The organism is Nocardioides sp. NPDC059952 (assembly GCF_042730435.1).
Taxonomy (GTDB): Bacteria; Actinomycetota; Actinomycetes; order Propionibacteriales; family Nocardioidaceae; genus Nocardioides.
In genome coordinates this window covers 1-15,636 of the sequence record NZ_JBHWLY010000024.1, presented here as the reverse complement: position 1 = coordinate 15,636, position 15,636 = coordinate 1, and the positions used below count along the sequence as shown (strand labels likewise).

General features: G+C 70.5%; 14 protein-coding genes. 11 read left to right on the top strand and 3 right to left on the bottom strand.

Features of this window, described 5'->3' with window-relative positions; genetic code table 11:
• The first annotated feature begins 2 nt into the window (after nucleotides 1-2).
• The 6 genes from ACFV9G_RS13135 (at nucleotide 3) to ACFV9G_RS13110 (ending at nucleotide 4,669) form a co-directional block, all read left to right on the top strand.
• The gene (locus ACFV9G_RS13135) at nucleotides 3-356 is read left to right on the top strand and encodes a Rieske 2Fe-2S domain-containing protein (RefSeq protein ID WP_378727912.1); all 354 of its coding nucleotides are present in this window, start codon (nucleotides 3-5) and stop codon (nucleotides 354-356) included.
• Entirely contained in the window at nucleotides 353-1,615 is a 1,263-nt protein-coding gene (locus ACFV9G_RS13130; protein ID WP_378727911.1) for an NAD(P)/FAD-dependent oxidoreductase, read from the top strand. The genes ACFV9G_RS13135 and ACFV9G_RS13130 overlap by 4 nt, the downstream gene beginning before the upstream one ends.
• Nucleotides 1,612-2,379, top strand: a complete 768-nt coding sequence (locus ACFV9G_RS13125) for an iron-sulfur cluster assembly protein (RefSeq protein ID WP_378727910.1) — start codon at nucleotides 1,612-1,614, stop codon at nucleotides 2,377-2,379. The genes ACFV9G_RS13130 and ACFV9G_RS13125 overlap by 4 nt, the downstream gene beginning before the upstream one ends.
• A 23-nt stretch (nucleotides 2,380-2,402) precedes the next feature.
• A complete protein-coding gene (locus tag ACFV9G_RS13120) occupies nucleotides 2,403-2,807 on the top strand; it encodes a nuclear transport factor 2 family protein (protein ID WP_378727909.1) in 405 nt (134 codons plus the stop codon).
• Between the two features lie 69 nt (nucleotides 2,808-2,876).
• Nucleotides 2,877-3,854: an AraC family transcriptional regulator N-terminal domain-containing protein gene (locus tag ACFV9G_RS13115; RefSeq protein WP_378727908.1), complete on the top strand. Its 978-nt coding sequence runs from the start codon at nucleotides 2,877-2,879 to the stop codon at nucleotides 3,852-3,854.
• A gap of 92 nt (nucleotides 3,855-3,946) precedes the next feature.
• Nucleotides 3,947-4,669 (top strand): type 1 glutamine amidotransferase domain-containing protein, encoded by a 723-nt coding sequence (locus ACFV9G_RS13110; RefSeq protein WP_378727907.1) that lies wholly within the window; start codon nucleotides 3,947-3,949, stop codon nucleotides 4,667-4,669.
• A 76-nt stretch (nucleotides 4,670-4,745) separates the two neighbouring features.
• Here ACFV9G_RS13110 and ACFV9G_RS13105 read toward each other — a convergent pair whose 3' ends face one another.
• Both ACFV9G_RS13105 and ACFV9G_RS13100 read right to left on the bottom strand, forming a co-directional pair.
• Nucleotides 4,746-5,972 (bottom strand): TerC family protein, encoded by a 1,227-nt coding sequence (locus ACFV9G_RS13105; RefSeq protein WP_378727906.1) that lies wholly within the window; start codon nucleotides 5,970-5,972, stop codon nucleotides 4,746-4,748.
• A 47-nt stretch (nucleotides 5,973-6,019) separates the two neighbouring features.
• On the bottom strand, nucleotides 6,020-6,640 hold the full coding sequence (locus ACFV9G_RS13100) for a TetR/AcrR family transcriptional regulator (protein ID WP_091044591.1): 621 nt from the start codon (nucleotides 6,638-6,640) through the stop codon (nucleotides 6,020-6,022).
• A gap of 61 nt (nucleotides 6,641-6,701) precedes the next feature.
• On the opposite strand from ACFV9G_RS13100, the gene ACFV9G_RS13095 reads away from it, so the two are divergent.
• Together ACFV9G_RS13095 and ACFV9G_RS13090 are read left to right on the top strand one after the other, a co-directional pair.
• The gene (locus ACFV9G_RS13095; RefSeq protein WP_378727905.1) at nucleotides 6,702-9,401 is read left to right on the top strand and encodes an MMPL family transporter; all 2,700 of its coding nucleotides are present in this window, start codon (nucleotides 6,702-6,704) and stop codon (nucleotides 9,399-9,401) included.
• The gene (locus ACFV9G_RS13090; protein ID WP_378727904.1) at nucleotides 9,398-11,482 is read left to right on the top strand and encodes a YhgE/Pip family protein; all 2,085 of its coding nucleotides are present in this window, start codon (nucleotides 9,398-9,400) and stop codon (nucleotides 11,480-11,482) included. Before ACFV9G_RS13095 ends, ACFV9G_RS13090 begins: the two co-directional genes overlap by 4 nt.
• Nucleotides 11,483-11,593: 111 nt before the next feature.
• On the opposite strand, the gene ACFV9G_RS13085 is transcribed toward ACFV9G_RS13090, so the two are convergent.
• A complete protein-coding gene (locus ACFV9G_RS13085) occupies nucleotides 11,594-12,286 on the bottom strand; it encodes a nitroreductase (RefSeq protein ID WP_378727903.1) in 693 nt (230 codons plus the stop codon).
• Between the two features lie 212 nt (nucleotides 12,287-12,498).
• Between ACFV9G_RS13085 and ACFV9G_RS13080 the strand changes: the two genes are divergently transcribed.
• From ACFV9G_RS13080 to ACFV9G_RS13070, 3 genes are all read left to right on the top strand, one after another.
• Nucleotides 12,499-13,389, top strand: coding sequence for a hypothetical protein (locus ACFV9G_RS13080; protein WP_378727902.1), 891 nt, complete (start codon nucleotides 12,499-12,501; stop codon nucleotides 13,387-13,389).
• An 82-nt stretch (nucleotides 13,390-13,471) separates the two neighbouring features.
• Entirely contained in the window at nucleotides 13,472-14,239 is a 768-nt protein-coding gene (locus tag ACFV9G_RS13075) for an SDR family oxidoreductase (RefSeq protein WP_378727901.1), read from the top strand.
• A 9-nt stretch (nucleotides 14,240-14,248) separates the two neighbouring features.
• A complete protein-coding gene (locus ACFV9G_RS13070; protein ID WP_378727900.1) occupies nucleotides 14,249-15,463 on the top strand; it encodes an acetyl-CoA C-acetyltransferase in 1,215 nt (404 codons plus the stop codon).
• The last annotated feature ends 173 nt before the right edge of the window (nucleotides 15,464-15,636 follow it).

The following is a 15,636-nucleotide window of genomic DNA, read 5'->3' as shown; positions in this document are numbered from 1 at the left end:
AGATGAGTGAGACCGTGACCGAAGAGCTGACCGACGAGCTGACCGACAAGAAGTGGATCGAGGTGTCTCATCTCGACGACCTCTGGGAGGGCGAGATGCTCTCCGTCGAGGTCGACGGAACCTCGGTGCTGCTGGTCAACATCGACGGTGAGGTGTTCGCCTACAAGAACCGCTGCCCTCACCAGGAGTGGGCGCTCGACGACGGTGACCTCGACGGCAACAAGCTCACCTGCGCGCAGCACCTGTGGGAGTTCGACGTGTGCTCGGCGAAGGGCATCAACCCGTCGACGAGCACGCTGCTGGCCTACTTCGCCAAGGTCGAGGACGACGGCACGATCTGGGTGTCGATCCCATGACTGGGTCGAGCGGGTTCGTGCTGGTCGGTGGCGGGGTCGCTTCGGCGGCCGCCGCCGCCGGCCTGCGGGACCAGGGCTACGACGGCCGGATCGTCCTCGTCTCCGATGAGCTGCACCTGCCCTATGAGCGTCCGCCGCTGTCCAAGGAGTTCCTCTCCGGCAAGTTCGGCCTCGGTGACTTCCAGGCCAACCCCGAGGGCTGGTACGCCGAGAACGATGTCGAGGTGCTGCTCGGCACCCGGGTCAGCGCAGTCGACCCGGGCGGTCAGCGGGTGGTGCTCTCCGACGGCGGCTCGCTCACCTACGACTCGCTCGTGCTCGCCACCGGGGTCCGCGCCCGGACCTTGACCGGCTTCGAGGGCGATCGGGTCCACTCGATCCGCGCGATCGCCGACTCCGAGCGGCTCGGCGCCCGGCTCGCGCCGGGGACGCACCTGGCGATCCTCGGCGCCGGCTTCATCGGCTGTGAGGTGGCCGCGATCGCGGCCGCCCGGGGCGTACGCGTCACCGTGTTCGAGCCCGCGCCGGTGCCGCTGGTCCGGGCACTGGGCGAGGAGTTCGGCACCACGATGGTGGACATCCACGCCGATCACGGCGTCGACATCCGCGCCGGTCAGCAGGTCACCGGCATGACCGAGACTGCTCGCGGGATCGAGCTGCAGACGCGCGACGGCGAGGTCGTCGAGTGCGACGAGCTGCTGGTCGGGATCGGGTCGATCCCGAACGCCGAGCTCGCGGTCGAGGCCGGGATCGCCGTCGACGGCACGGACGGCGGCATCGTGACCGACGAGCTGGGGCGTACGAGTGCTCCTCACGTCTTCGCGATCGGTGACGTCGCATCCCGGCTGCACCCGACCTACGGGCGCTCCGTCCGGGTCGAGCACCACGACACCGCGATGCGGCACGGCGCCAACGCCGCGCGCAACCTGCTCGGCCAGTCGGTGCCGTTCACCGACGAGCCCTACTTCTGGTCCGACCAGTACGACCACAGCCTCAAGGCCGTCGGCCACGCCGGCCCGACCGCGACGAAGGTGGTCCGAGGCTCGGTCGAGGGCCGTTCCTTCTCCGTCTTCTCCCTCGAGGACGGCCGGATCACCGCGGTGGCCACGCTGGACCGGCCTCGCGACCTGATGACCACCCGCAAGCTGCTCGCCGTGCCGCACCAGGCGACGGCGGCCCAGGTCGCGGACGAGGACTTCGACCTGAAGGGGCTGCTGCCGCAGCGGCCCCGGGTCCGTAGAACGGAGGCACCCTCATGAGCACCACCATGACCGCGATCGTCGAGGCAGTCGACGTCACCGTCCACGAGGAGCAGGTCCGGGTCGCCGAGGCGGAGGCGGTGGCCGCGCTCCACCGGGTGCTCGGCCGCTCCGCGATCGAGGCCCGTGCCCGGTTGCGGCTGGGTCCGGGACGTACGTGCGAGCCGTTGGCGCGGGTCCTCGACAGGGCCTTCGTCGTCGCAGGGAAGCGCGGGCTTGACCCGGCGGCGCTCGTCCTGGCAGCCGGCAGCGCCGTGGCGGCCGAGGACATCGTCCGGATCCGGCGCAAGGCCCACGGCGTCGCGGACTGGATCAGCAGCCCGACGAGCGATGTGACCGTCGTGCTGCGCCCGGCCGGGCTGGCCGCGGTCGCGGCTGTGTCTTCTGTTGAGCCTCTCGTGCCCGTCGTGCCGGAGGCCAGGAACCGGCCCGAGCGTGAGCCGGTCGTCGAGACCGAGGCCGAGCTCGCGGTCCGCGAGGCCCTCTACGACGTGATCGACCCCGACCTCGGGGTCAACGTCGTCGACCTCGGCTTCGTACGCCAGATCCGCATCGACGCCGCCGGCGTCGCCCATCTGGTGATGACGCTGACATCGGCGGCCTGCCCGCTCACCGAGGTGATGGCGCGCAACGTACGCGCGGTCCTGGCCGAGGACGGCACCGACTTCGACCTGGAGTGGGAGTGGCTGCCGGCGTGGAAGCCGGCCGACATCACCCCCGACGGCCGCGAGCAGCTCCAGGCCATCGGCTTCTCCGCCTTCTGACCCTGACCCGAGGAGACCCAGCAATGCCCGTAGAGACCACTGCGACCACCGATGACACCGTCTCGGTCGAGCTCCTGGACGCCATCATGGAGGCGTTCAACTCCCACGACCTCGACGCGATCATGGCGTTCTTCGCCGACGACTGCACCTTCGACACCTCCCGCGGCCCGGAGCCGTGGGGCCAGCGGATCGTCGGCAAGGAGGCCGTCCGCGAGGCCCTGGCCGCGCGCTTCGCCGGCATCCCCGACGTCCGGTACGACGCCGACCGCCACTGGGTCAGCGGCGACCTCGCCGTCTCCGAGTGGCTGGTCCACGGGACCACCGTCGACGGCATCGCGGTGAAGGCGCGCGGCTGCGACCTGTGGGAGTTTCGCGGCCGCCGGATCGTCCGCAAGGACTCCTACTGGAAGACCGTCGACCCGTCCTGACCTGCGATCAGGGCGGGTGTGATCCCGACCACACGGGCGTACCATCATTGCGAGACATGGAGGCGTGAGATGACGCAGCTGCTGAACCCGCTGGACTTCCGGATCAGCTCGGGCGACCTGGTCGCCGAGCTCAAGTCGCGCGCCGACCAGGTCGGCACCAACGACGGGCTGTGGCCCGGGCTCACCATCTATCGGTTCGACGAGCCGGCCGCCCCGCTATGGGAGGAAGTCCGCGAGCTCCACCTGTGCGTGATCGCGCAGGGTCGCAAGCGCGTCACCCAGGGCGGTGACGCGCACTATTACGACCCCTTCACCTACCTGGCGATCAGCGGCAACGAGCCCTTCCTGACCGAGATCGTCGAGGCCAGCCACGACAAGCCGTTCCTCTCCTTCGGGCTCCAGCTCGACAACGACATGGTCCGGGAGATCTCCGCCGACATCATCGCCGAGCGCCAGACGACGGCGTTCACCCGGTCGCCGGAGCCGACGATGACGGTGCCGCCGCCGTCGTTCGTCTCCGCCCTGGACCGGGACATGATGGACGCGATCCTGCGCTTCCTGCGCGCCCTGTCGACCGGTGCGGACCGGCGCGTGCTCGCGCCGACGTACCTCAAGGAGATCGTCTACCGCGCGCTCCAGGCCGAGCAGTACTCCCGCCTGGTCGAACGGGCCGCGCGGGAGAGCGCGAACAACCCGGTCAGCGCGATCATCTCCTACGTACGCGACCACATCGCCGAGCCGCTGAGCGTCAACGAGATGGCGGAGCAGGCGTTCATGAGCCCGTCGGCGTTCTCGCACCTCTTCCGTGACGTCACCGGGCGCTCGCCCTACCAGTTCGTCAAGGAGATGCGGCTCAACAAGGCCCGCGAGCTCCTGGTCGAGGACGAGTCCAACGTCACCCAGATCTCCAAGGCCGTCGGCTATCGGAGCACCTCGCACTTCATCAACGAGTTCCGCGATCGTTTCGGGGTGACTCCGCGCGCTTTCGGTGACGCCCTCGCCGGTGGCGATCTGCCCCCGGTCGGGCGCCTCAACCAGGCCAACTGACCAGCTGATCTCGACCCTTTCGTAGCGCCGGGGCTCACCACGAGCCGACGCGGCGTCCTTTCACGTACCCGAAAACAGGAGGAATCATTCCCATGACTCGAGTTCTCATCGCCGCTACCGGAGTCGACTACTGGACGCTGGCCGACGGCACCCGGCACCCGAGCGGCTACTGGCCCGAGGAGCTGAGCACGCCGTACCAGGTCTTCGCCGACGCCGGCCTCGAGATCACTCTGGCCACGCTCGGTGGCGTGGTCCCGACCGCCGACCCGGCAGGCTTCGACCCGGTCTACCACGGCGACAGCGAGGAGGAGGCCCTGCGGGTCCGGCTCCACCTGGAGTCGATCATCGAGCGGCATCCGCCCATCGCGCTCGAAGTCGTCGACGTCGATGACTTCGACCTCGTCTTCGTCCCCGGCGGCTGGGGTCCGATGGAGGACCTCGCCGAGTCGGTCCCGTTCGGCGCCCTGCTGCGCCGCTTCGCCGACGCAGGCAAGCCGATCGCGGCGGTCTGCCATGGCCCGGCGGCCCTGCTGCCCGCCCGCGACGACGACGGCGGCTGGCTCTTCTCCGGCAGGGAGGTCACCGGCTTCAGCAACGTCGAGGAGTACGCCGTCGGGACCGCCCCGCTCGCGAAGTGGCTCGTCGAGGACCGACTCAAGGCCGAGGGCGGCCTCTACAGCTCCGCCCCCGAGGGCTGGGCCGAGTTCGTCGTGGTCGACGGCAACCTCTACACCGGCCAGAACCCCGCCTCCGCCCGGGCGCTTGCCGAGCGGCTCGTCCTCGACACCGCCCGGTTGAGCGGGTCGCGAGCCTGATCCACGAGGCTTGCCCGCGGCGAGGCCGAGGATGACTGGTCACCGGGATGGGACGCGACCAAGCCTTTGGCTCCCCCTACTCCTCACGGAGGATCTTCGGGGGCCCTGCCGGTGAGGCCTCGCCGCGCTCGACGGCGGCGGTGTGGCTGGTGAGGGCGCGCTCGAGGAGCTCCATGAGCGGGGTCTCGTCGCGCGCGATCTGCAGGTACTTCGGGCCGAGGGAGACGATGACGTCGCGCTCGGCGAGCAGGGCGTTGTGGATGCGTTCGCGCTCGGCGGGGTCCGCTGTGTATTCCGAGTCGAGGTAGGCGGCGGCGTGGCGGCGGGCGTTGGCGATGGCGTTCTGGGCGCGGCCGCGCTTGCTGAAGAGCGAGGCGACGATGGTGACGACGAGGACACCGAGGATGACGGTCAGGGAGAGGCCGGTGCTGATCTCGACCACGTGCACGGGGTCGCCGTCGTTGATGAACGGGATGTTGTTCTCGTGGAGCGCGTGCAGGATCAGCTTGACGCCGATGAAGGCGAGGATCGCGGCCAGTCCGTAGGACAGGTAGATGAGTCGGTCGAGCAGGCCGTCGAGCAGGAAGTAGAGCTGACGCAGGCCCAGCAGCGAGAACGCCGTCGCCGTGAAGACGAGGTAGACGTTCTGGGTGAGGCCGAAGATCGCCGGGATCGAGTCGAGGGCGAAGAGGATGTCGGTGCCGCCGATGGCGACCATCACCAGCAGCATCGGCGTCAGGATGCGCTTGCCGTCCTCCACCGTGAACAGCTTGTCGCCGTCGTAGTGCTCACTGACGTGGAACAGCCGCCGGGCCAGCCGGACGACGAAGTTCTCCCCGTGGGAGTCGTCGTCGGGCTTGAGCATGTTGCCCGCCGTCATCAGCAGGATCAGGCCGAACAGGTAGAACACCCAGGCGAAGGTGTTGATCAGCGCGGCGCCCACGAAGATGAACCCGGTGCGGGCGATCAGCGAGAACGTGATCCCGAAGAGCAGCACCTTCTGCTGGTCCTCTCGGGGCACCCGGAAGCTGGTCATGATGATCAGGAAGACGAACAGGTTGTCGACCGAGAGCGCCTTCTCGGTGATGTAGCCGGCGAAGTACTCCCCGCCCATCGTCCCGCCGCCGAAGACCAGCACGCCGACACCGAAGATCAGCGCGATCGCGACGTAGATCGCCGACCAGGTGGCCGCCTCCTTGAGCGTGGGCGTGTGCGCCTTGCGTACGTGGAAGACGTAGTCGAACGCGAGCAGGCCGACGATCGCGACCACGGTGACCAGCCACACCCATGTCGGTGCGCCCATGTGACAACCCCCTGAGAATCGACCCGAGAATGGGACCGGACCTCAGCCTAGGCGGAGGCCCTCGGGATCGACAGCCCATCGATGATCTGCGGGAGCGCGTCTTCGAGAAGCCGGTCGGCACGGGGGTCCTCGGGGCGGATCGTACGCATCGTGACGCTGTGCAGGAACACGCCCATCATCGTCTGGGCGAGGAGGTCGCTCGGCATCGTGGAGGTGCGGTCGAGGCGGTCCAGGGCGAGGTCGACGACCTCGACGAGCTGCTCGCTGAGCGCCGTGAACGTCGCCGAGCTGATCTCTCGCGCATCGGCGTCGCGCAGGCTCTGCAGCACCACCTCGCTCTGCAGGACGAACCAGCGGTCCTGGAGGGGGCGGATCGCGTCGAAGGCCGCGCCGATCAGTGATCCGCTCGAGTCGGCGTCGCTGTGCTCGCCGACGGCGGTGCGTACGGCCGCGATCAGCCGCTCCGACTCCTCCTTGAACGCCTCGAGCAGCACCTCCTCGACGCTGCCGAAGTTGGAGTAGAACGCTCCGCGCGTGTAGCCGGCCGCGCTGACCAGGTCGTCGACGGTGACCCGGCGCGCCCCACGCTCGACGAAGACGTCGACGGCCGCGGACAGCAGCCGGGCGCGGGTGTTCGTACGTCGCCTGGGGGCCTTCACCTCGGTCATGTAGTAATCCTCACATACGCCAACGATACAGTTTCGTATTGAATGCGTTAATGTATCGAACGTGTCCTCCTATCTCTACCGCCTCGGCCGACAGGTCGCGCGCCACGCCAAGACCGTGCTGGCGCTCTGGCTCCTGCTCGCGGTGCTCCTGGGTGCGCTGACCGTCTCGCTCGGCGGCAAGCTCCAGAACGACTTCACGATCCCCGGCACCGAGTCCCAGCAGGGTCTCGACGCGCTCACGCAGCGCTTCCCCGAGGTCTCCGGGACCTCGGCCCAGCTGGTCTTCGTCGCTCCCGAGGGGGATCGCATCGTCGACTACCGGCACGAGGTCGAGGCGGTGCTCGCGGCCGTCGGGAAGGTGGATCACGTCGCGACGGTCACCGACCCGCTGGGCCCGGACAGCCGCACCGTCAGTGACAACGGCCGGGACGCGCTGGCGACGGTGCAGTTCGACCTCGGTCTCGACGAGCTCCCGGAGGGGGTGACCTCGGACCTGGAGGACGCCGCGGAGCTGCCGTCGGGGTCGTCTCTGGAACTGCACGTCGGCGGGGATGCGTACTCGGTCACCGGGGTGCACGTCAGTGCGACCGAGGGGATCGGGATCCTCATCGCCCTGCTGGTCCTGGCGATCACGTTCGGGTCGCTGCTGGCCGCCGGCCTGCCGATCCTGACCGCGCTGCTCGGGGTGGCGATCGCGATGGCGGGGATCTTCTCGGTCGCCGCGGTCACCACGATCTCGGCCACCACCCCGACCCTCGCGCTGATGATCGGGCTCGCGGTCGGGATCGACTACGCGCTCTTCGTGATCGTCAGGCACCGCAGCCAGCTCGCCGCCGGTCTCGGGGTGGAGGAGTCGATCGCCCGGGCGGTCGCCACCGCCGGCAGCGCGGTCATCTTCGCGGGTGTCACGGTCATCATCGCCCTGTGCGGCCTCGTGGTCGCGGGCATCCCGTTCCTGGCGGTGATGGGGTACGCAGCGGCCTCCGCCGTCCTGGTCGCCGTGCTCGTCGCGCTCACCGCCGTGCCGGCGCTCCTCGCGGTCGCGGGGGAGCGGCTGCGTCCGAAGCCTGGGTCTCGGGCCCATCGGCGTGAGGCTGTCGCGGAGGGGCGGCCTCACGCCACCACCCTCGGGGCACGGTGGGTGCGGCTGGTGACCCGGATCCCGGTCGTCACGATCGTGCTCTCGCTGCTCGTCATCGCCGTCCTGGCGATCCCGGCGCGCGACCTCGCGCTGGGGCTCAACGACAACGGCAGCGCCGATCCGGGGACCGCTCCGCGGGAGACGTACGACCTGATCAGCCGTGACTTCGGGCCCGGCTACAACGCGCCGCTGTTCGTGACCGCGGACATCATCGATACCACCGACCCGATCGGGGTGATGGACTCTCTGGGCGAGGCGCTGGGCGGCTATGACGGGGTGCAGAAGGTCGCGCTGGCCACGCCGAACCGGACCGCCGATCTCGGGCTCGTGGTGATCTACCCGACCACCGACAAGAGTTCGCCCGCGACTGCGGACCTGGTGAAGGAGATCCGTGCGGACTCGGCTGAGCTCGAGGAGCGGTTCGGGATCGAGGACGTCATGGTGACCGGGCAGACGGCCGTCGCGATCGACGTGAGCGCTCGTCTGTCCGGTGCGATCCTGCCGTTCGGGGCGGTCGTCGTCGGGCTGTCGCTGATCCTGCTGACCATCGTGTTCCGCTCGATCGCGGTGCCGCTGAAGGCGACGCTGGGCTACGTGCTCTCGGTGGCGGCGTCGTTCGGGGTGGTCGCCGCGGTCTTCGAGTGGGGCTGGGGCGCCGATGTCCTGAACGTGGCGAAGGTCGGGCCGGTGATCGCCTTCTTCCCGATCATCCTGATGGGCGTGCTCTTCGGGCTCGCCATGGACTATGAGGTGTTCCTGGTCTCCCGGATGCGGGAGGACTACGTCCACACCGGCGACGCCCGGGCATCCGTGGACAGCGGTTTCGTCGCGAGCGCCCGCGTCGTCACCGCCGCGGCTCTCATCATGATCGGGGTCTTCGCCGCCTTCGTGCCCAACGGCGATCCGATCGTGAAGCCGATGGCGCTGGGGCTCACGGTCGGGGTGCTCGTGGACGCGTTCCTGGTGCGGATGACGCTGGTGCCGGCGGTGCTCGCCCTGCTCGGGCGCGGCGCCTGGTGGCTGCCGGGCTGGCTGGACCGGCGGATGCCGGTCCTCGACATCGAGGGTGAGGCACTCGTCCACCATCTCGAGCACGCCGAGTACGTCGCTGCTCACGGTGAGGTCGCCGTGCGGGCGCACGAGGTCGAGGTTCCGGGGGCGCTCGCACCGATCTCGCTCGACCTACGCCCGGGTGGGCTCGGGATCGTCCACGGGTCCGACCCGGTCGCTCGATCCTCTGCGCTCGCGGCGATCACCGGACGGCTCGGGTTCTCCGGCCAGCTCGTCGTGCTCGACCGGCTGCTGCCCGAGGAGTCGGGAGCCGTGCGGGCCCGGGCCGCACTCGTCGGCGACGTCGCCGAAGCGCTCCGGCTCGCCGGCGCGCGGCGCGCCCCGGCCTTGGTCGCCATCGACAGCGCCACCTCGCTCGACCCCGGTCAGCTCGCGGCCCTGTCCGCGCTGACCTCGCGCGGCACGACGGTCCTGCTCGGGATGCCGTCGTTGCCCGCGGTGCCGCAGGTCGCGGACGCGCTCGCGGGCGCGGAGCCCGCCGGCACCTCACCTGATCCTGCGCTCATTGACCCCGCGGCTTCGGTCGCCGACCTGGAGACAGTTCGATGAAACGTACGAAATTCTGGTGGTCGGGCCGTCGCCTGGTGGCCGCCGCGATCCTGCTCCCGGTCGTCGTGACGGCGCTCGCGCTCGTCGCGCTCAGCGACCGCACCGAGAACCTCGACGAGGTACCCGCCGCGGTGGTCAACCTGGACGAGCCGGTGACGACGGGCAGCGGGAAGAACAAGCAGACGGTCTACGCCGGCCGCGCGCTCGCCGCGGACCTGGTCTCCTCCTCGGGCTCGTCCCAGAGCCCCACGCTCGGCTGGGAGCTCACCGACGAGGAGGACGCGCGTTCGGGCTATGCGGACGGGACGTACGCGGCGGTGATCACGATCCCCGCGGACCTGTCCAAGACGCTGTCCGGGGTGCAGGGGAGCGACCCGAGTGCCGGCCGGGTCAGCGTGGAGGCGTCCGACGCCTCCAGCGAGGTGACCGCCGAGATCGCCCGGCAGGTCGCGCGGCAGTCGGCCTCGACCCTGGGACGTACGGTCACGACGACCTACCTCGACGGGGTCCGGGACCAGACCGGAAAGCTCAAGACCAGCCTGGACTCGGCCGCCGACGGTGCCGACCAGCTCGCCGACGGCACCGCTGCCGCCGACTCGGGGGCCGGGAAGGTCGCCGACGGTGCTCGGTCGCTCAGCTCCGGTGCGTCCGGGGCTGCCGACGGCGCCTCGCAGGTCGCGGGCGGGCTCGACTCGCTCGCCGGCGGGACCGCGCAGCTGGAGACCGGGGCAGGGTCGTTGGCCTCGGGGGCGGGCAAGGCGTCGAAGGGCGCGTCCTCGCTGGCCGCCGGTGCCGACGAGCTGAGCGGTGGGCTCAACCGGCTCGAGAGGTCGACCGCGGGGCTCCCGTCGCAGGCCTCGTCGCTCGCGACCGGCGCCTCGCAGGTGTCGGAGGGAGTGGACGGCTACACCCAGCTCGCCAAGGGCTGGGCGCAGGCGTGCGCGAGCGACCCCCTGCTCGCGGCCTCCAAGCCGCAGCTGTGCGGCGCCACCGCGCAGGCGGTCGGGTCCGGTGGGGCTCAGGCCGACCAGCTCGCCGCAGGCGCGGCCCAGGTCGCCTCGGGGGCTTCGGCGCTGTCGCAGGCGGCGCCCGAGCTGAGCGGAGGGATCTCGTCGGCGGCCGGCGGTGCCGGGAAGGTTGCGTCCGGCGCGTCCCAGGTCGCCGACGCCAACGCCCGCCTCGCCAAGGGCGCGCGTGAGCTCGAGTCCGGCCTCGGGAAGACCAACGACGGCGCCACCGCGCTGGCCTCAGGAGCCGATCAGCTCGCTTCCGGGACCAGGCAGCTCGAGAGCGGTTCGGCGTCGCTGGCCTCCGGTGCCGACTCGCTGGCCTCCGGTACGTCCTCGCTGACCGAGGGTGCCGACTCGCTCGCCTCGGGTCTCGACGACGGTGCCTCGCAGATCGCGGTTCCTGGTGAGAAGCAGGCCGAGGTCGTCGCCGACCCGGTGCAGGTCGCGGTCGCCTCGGAGTCCTCCACCTCTGGGGCGACCCGGCTGGCGCCGGCGGTGATCGCGTTGGCGCTGTGGCTCGGTGCGCTCGCGATCTACCTGCTCCGTCCGGCCTTCCCCGCCGGGCGGCTGCGGGACGCGCTCACGGCGCGGAGGCTCACCTTCGCCGGTCTGTGGCCGGCGGCCCTGGTCGGGGTGGCACAGGCGCTGCTCCTCGTGCTCGCGGTCCGTACGTTCGGCGCCGACCTGGCCCGGCCTGCCGCCGCCGTTGGCATCGCGGCGCTCGCCGCCGTAGCGTTCGTCGCGGTCCACCAGGCCGTCGTCGCGCTCGTCGGCCAGCGTCGCGGCTGGCTGATCTCTCTCGGCTTCCTCGCGCTGCAGCTGGTCACCCTCGGCGGGCTGCTGCCGGTCGCCACCGCGTCTGCGTCGTTCGGTGCGCTCGCGGGGATCCTGCCGGTCCCGCTCGCCGCCGAGGCGCTCCGCGGGGTCGTGGTCGCGCAGAGCGATGGCGCGGTCGCTGTCCCGGTCGGAGGCCTGGTCCTCTGGCTCCTGCTCGCGGTGGCGCTCAGCCTCTTCGCGGCGGGCCGGGCGCAGCGTACGTCGGTGGCGGAGATCCGCGGAGCTGCTGCCTGACGGGCGCCGCCCGAGTAACACGTCGTTCGTAGGACTATCCGGTCGCCGCAATAGGGCGAGAAGTCCTACGAACGACGTGTTACAGCTCGATCGACAGCCCAGCGCAGCGACTCAGAGCGAGGTGTCGTGCAGCACGATGTGCTCGTCGAGCGGGGCGCGACCGATGTCGAGGCGGTTGACCGAGGCGTCGGGGTCGGCGGTGCCGAAGGAGATGCCGTAGAGCAGCTTGAGGTCGGCGGGCAGGCCGAGGTGAGCGCGGACGGCGTCGGCGAAGAGGCCGTGCATGCCCTGGGGTACGCCGTGGTAGCCGCGGGCGGTGAGGGAGAGCAGGAAGTTCTGGGCGTACATGCCGACGTCGTTGGCAGCGCGTACGACATCGCCGAGCTCCGGCACGAAGAGCAGCGCGACGTGGGGAGCGCCGTAGAAGCGGAGGTTCTCGGCGACGGCCTTGGTGCGGCCGTCGACGTCCTCGCGGGCGATGCCCATCGCGCCGTAGAGAACCGCCCCGGCCTGCTGGGACCGCTGGGTGTGGACGCTGTCGTCGGCACCGTACGTCGTGGTGAAGTCGGGGCTCATCTGGCCGGCCTCGAACGCCTTGAGCATCGCCTCGCTGAGGCGCTCGCGGGCCTCACCGGAGAAGACGTGGACCTCCCACGGCTGGGTGTTGCTGTGCGACGGGGCGCGCTGGGCGTCCTCGAGCACACCGCGGATGTCGTCGGCGGGCACCGGGTCGGGCAGGAAGGCTCGCGCGGAGCGGCGCGAGCGGATCACGTCCGTGAAGGTGTCGACGGCGGTCGTGGTCACAAGAAGTTCCTCTCAGGTCTGCCGAGGCTGATGGCCTCGATCCACTCCTGACGCAAGACGGAGGGACTCTCCGGTATTCCCTGGGTTGGTGCCGGGGTGGCCCATCACACAATCCGGGGTACCCGGTTCGGGTGATACCCAGAGGTCGGGCAGAGGTCTTTACCGGGGTGCGTCGAAGACTCGAGATCCGACCTATCCGAGGGGGAGAACCCATGATCCGAAAGCTCGTCTGTGTCGTCGCGGCCGGGGTCGCTGCGGCGGCGCTCTGGTCGATGCCGGCCTCTGCCGCGCCGCCGCTGTTGCAGCTCTCCGGCGCGATCTTCACCACCGACGTCACCGGTGCGCCCGTCAACCTCAACCACTATGCCGCCAAGGAGGACGTCTACCTCAACGGCGGTCCCGGCATCAACGCGCCTGTCGACGCGGCCGGCCTGCCCGCGGGGATCTACGCCTTCCAGGTGACCGACCCGTCCGGCAAGACCCTGCTCTCCACTGACCCGGTGGCCTGTCGCCGGGTCCAGGTCGACGCCAGTGGCCGTTTCGTCAGCGTCGCCCCGAGCGGCGCCTGCGCGCACGCGACCGGCACCGACGCGGAGGACGGCGGCATCACCGTGCAGCTGTTCCCCTACCTCGACACCCCGAACAACGGTGGCGAGTACAAGGTCTGGTTGACGCCGTACGACGCGCTCGACGCCACCGCGCCCGGAAACCGGCACGGCTTCGTCCCGGCCGACAGCAAGACCGACAACTTCAAGGTCAAGGCGAAGGCGATCGTCGAGATCGACACCCGTTTCTCCCAGCACGGCGGGCCGTACATCGACGGTCTGGCTGCCGAGTGGACCGACACCCTGGGGGCGCACAACGTGAAGTACTCCGAGTACGACCCGGCGGTCCTCGCGTTCCATGAGGCGCACGTCGAGGCCGCGGAGGCGGGTCTTCACAAGATCACCGTGACCGACCAGGCCGGCTGCGAGATCGAGGACGTGCACCACGCCGGGCAGACCTTCCTCCCCGACGCGAACGGCTCGGTCACCGTCTCGGTCCAGGTCAAGAAGCACATGAGTGGGGAACACACCTACTGGGTGGACGTGCACTGCGTCTGAGGCACTATTTCCGAACCCTCTGATCCGGTCACCGGGACCATCAACCTAGCATTTGCTTGGTAGGCGCTCTAGACTGCCCGACATGGCAGTCGAGATCGACTTCAGCGGCAAGGTGGTCGCGGTGACCGGTGGCGCCCGCGGCGTGGGAGCCGGGATCGTCGCGCGGTTCCTCGAGGCGGGTGCGGAGGTCGAGATATGCGGCCGGAACGCGCCTGACGAGCTTCCGGTGGTCGATGGTCGCAAACCGGTGTTCTCCCAGGTGGACGTGCGGGATCCGGAGCAGGTCGCGGCCTGGATCGGCGCCATCACCGACCGGCACGGCCGCCTCGATGTGGTGGTCAACAACGCCGGTGGCGCGCCCTACGCCGACTTCGCGACCGCGTCGCCGCGCTTCCACGAGAAGATCTCCGCGATCAACTTCCTGGCCACCGCCTACGTCTGCCACGCGGCGTACGAGGCGTTGAAGGCCACCCGCGGATCCATCGTCAACATCAGTTCGATCTCGGCACACCGGCCCAGTCCCGGGACAGCGGTCTACGGGGCCGCGAAGGCGGCGGTCGAGAGCCTGACCGGGTCGATCGCTGTGGAGTGGGCCCCTGACGTACGCGTCAACGCGATCGCCTGCGGCATCGTCGCCACCCCCGGGTCCGAGGACCACTACGGCAGCCCCGAGCAGCGGGCCGCGGTGGCCGCGACCATCCCGCGCGGCGTCTTCGCGACCCCGTCGGAGATCGGGGACGCCTGTCTGATGCTCGCCTCCCCGCTCGCCGCGCACATCACCGGTGCCGTCCTCGCCGTCGACGGCGGCGGCGAGTGGCCCGCCTTCCTCCAGCACACCCCCAACTCCTGAGGAGCCCTCATGCCTGAAGCCGTCATCGTCTCCGCCGCCCGCTCCCCGATCGGCCGCGCCTTCAAGGGATCGCTCAAGGACCTGCGGCCCGACGAGCTGGCCGAGCAGGTCGTACGCAGCGCCCTCGCGTCCGTCCCGGAGCTGGACCCGACGCGGATCGACGACCTGATGATGGGCTGTGCCCAGCCTGCGGGGGAGCAGGGATACAACATCGGCCGGGTCGTCGGCGTACGCCTGGGCCTGGACGCCGTGCCCGGCACCACGGTCCACCGCTACTGCGCATCGTCGCTGCAGACCACCCGGATGGCCTTCCACGCGATCCGCGCGGGAGAGGGCGATGCGTTCGTCTCCGCCGGGGTCGAGTGCGTGTCCCGCTACGAGCGCGGCAAGGCCGACGGGATGCCGGACACGAAGGCCGAGGAGTTCCTCAAGGCGGGCGAGCGCGGTGCCGCCCGGGTAGCCGCGGGCGAGGCCTGGACCGACCCTCGCGAGTCCGGCGATCTGCCCGACTACCACCTCGCGATGGGTGAGACCGCCGAGAACGTCGCCGAGATGTACGGCATCACGCGCGAGGCACAGGACGAGTGGGGCGTACGTTCCCAGAACCGCGCCGAGGCCGCCGCCGCCCGGGGATTCTGGGAGCGGGACATCACGCCGGTGACGCTGCCGTCCGGCGAGGTGGTGGCCACGGACGACGGGCCGCGGGCCGGGGTGACCCTGGAGAAGGTCGCTGGGCTCAAGCCGGTCTTCCGGGAGAACGGCACCGTCACCGCCGGCAACTGCTGTCCGCTCAACGACGGTGCGGCCGCGCTGGTGATCATGAGCGACGTACGCGCCGCCGAGCTCGGCATCACGCCCCTGGCCCGGATCGTGTCGACCGGCGTCTCCGGGCTCTCGCCCGAGATCATGGGCCTCGGGCCGGTCGAGGCGTCCCGCCAGGCGCTCGCCCGCGCCGGGCTCACCGCCGACGACATCGACCTGGTGGAGATGAACGAGGCCTTCGCCGCCCAGGTGCTCCCCAGCATCGCCCAGATCGGCCTCGACCCCGAGCGGGTCAACGTCAACGGCGGCGCGATCGCCCTCGGCCACCCCTTCGGCTCCACCGGCGCCCGCCTCGCGACCACGCTCCTCCACGGTCTGCAGGAGACCGGCGGCCGCTACGGCCTCGAGACCATGTGTGCAGCCGGCGGCCAAGGCATGGCTCTGGTCATCGAGCGACTCTGAGCCCCGTTGGTCGAGCCGGCCTCCCGCTGGTCGAGCCGCCGGAGCCGCTAGGCGTAGGCGTGTCGAGACCAACACGGTGCCATCGAGCGCAGTGGGGGCCGGGTGGGTCTCGAAACGCGCGGCCGCAGGCCGCCGCGCGGGTCGGCCAGCGGGGGCGAGGGCGGCTGGCGGGG

Excerpts from the sequence above, each read along its gene's own strand:
- ACFV9G_RS13130 (WP_378727911.1), top strand. The coding sequence starts at position 353 with ATGACTGGGTCGAGCGGGTTCGTGCTGGTCGGTGGCGGGGTCGCTTCG.
- ACFV9G_RS13115 (WP_378727908.1), top strand. The coding sequence starts at position 2,877 with ATGACGCAGCTGCTGAACCCGCTGGACTTCCGGATCAGCTCGGGCGAC.
- ACFV9G_RS13110 (WP_378727907.1), top strand. The coding sequence starts at position 3,947 with ATGACTCGAGTTCTCATCGCCGCTACCGGAGTCGACTACTGGACGCTG.
- ACFV9G_RS13125 (WP_378727910.1), top strand. The coding sequence starts at position 1,612 with ATGAGCACCACCATGACCGCGATCGTCGAGGCAGTCGACGTCACCGTC.
- ACFV9G_RS13105 (WP_378727906.1), bottom strand. The coding sequence starts at position 5,972 with ATGGGCGCACCGACATGGGTGTGGCTGGTCACCGTGGTCGCGATCGTC.
- ACFV9G_RS13090 (WP_378727904.1), top strand. The coding sequence starts at position 9,398 with ATGAAACGTACGAAATTCTGGTGGTCGGGCCGTCGCCTGGTGGCCGCC.
- ACFV9G_RS13120 (WP_378727909.1), top strand. The coding sequence starts at position 2,403 with ATGCCCGTAGAGACCACTGCGACCACCGATGACACCGTCTCGGTCGAG.
- ACFV9G_RS13070 (WP_378727900.1), top strand. The coding sequence starts at position 14,249 with ATGCCTGAAGCCGTCATCGTCTCCGCCGCCCGCTCCCCGATCGGCCGC.
- ACFV9G_RS13135 (WP_378727912.1), top strand. The coding sequence starts at position 3 with ATGAGTGAGACCGTGACCGAAGAGCTGACCGACGAGCTGACCGACAAG.
- ACFV9G_RS13080 (WP_378727902.1), top strand. The coding sequence starts at position 12,499 with ATGATCCGAAAGCTCGTCTGTGTCGTCGCGGCCGGGGTCGCTGCGGCG.
- ACFV9G_RS13075 (WP_378727901.1), top strand. The coding sequence starts at position 13,472 with ATGGCAGTCGAGATCGACTTCAGCGGCAAGGTGGTCGCGGTGACCGGT.
- ACFV9G_RS13100 (WP_091044591.1), bottom strand. The coding sequence starts at position 6,640 with ATGACCGAGGTGAAGGCCCCCAGGCGACGTACGAACACCCGCGCCCGG.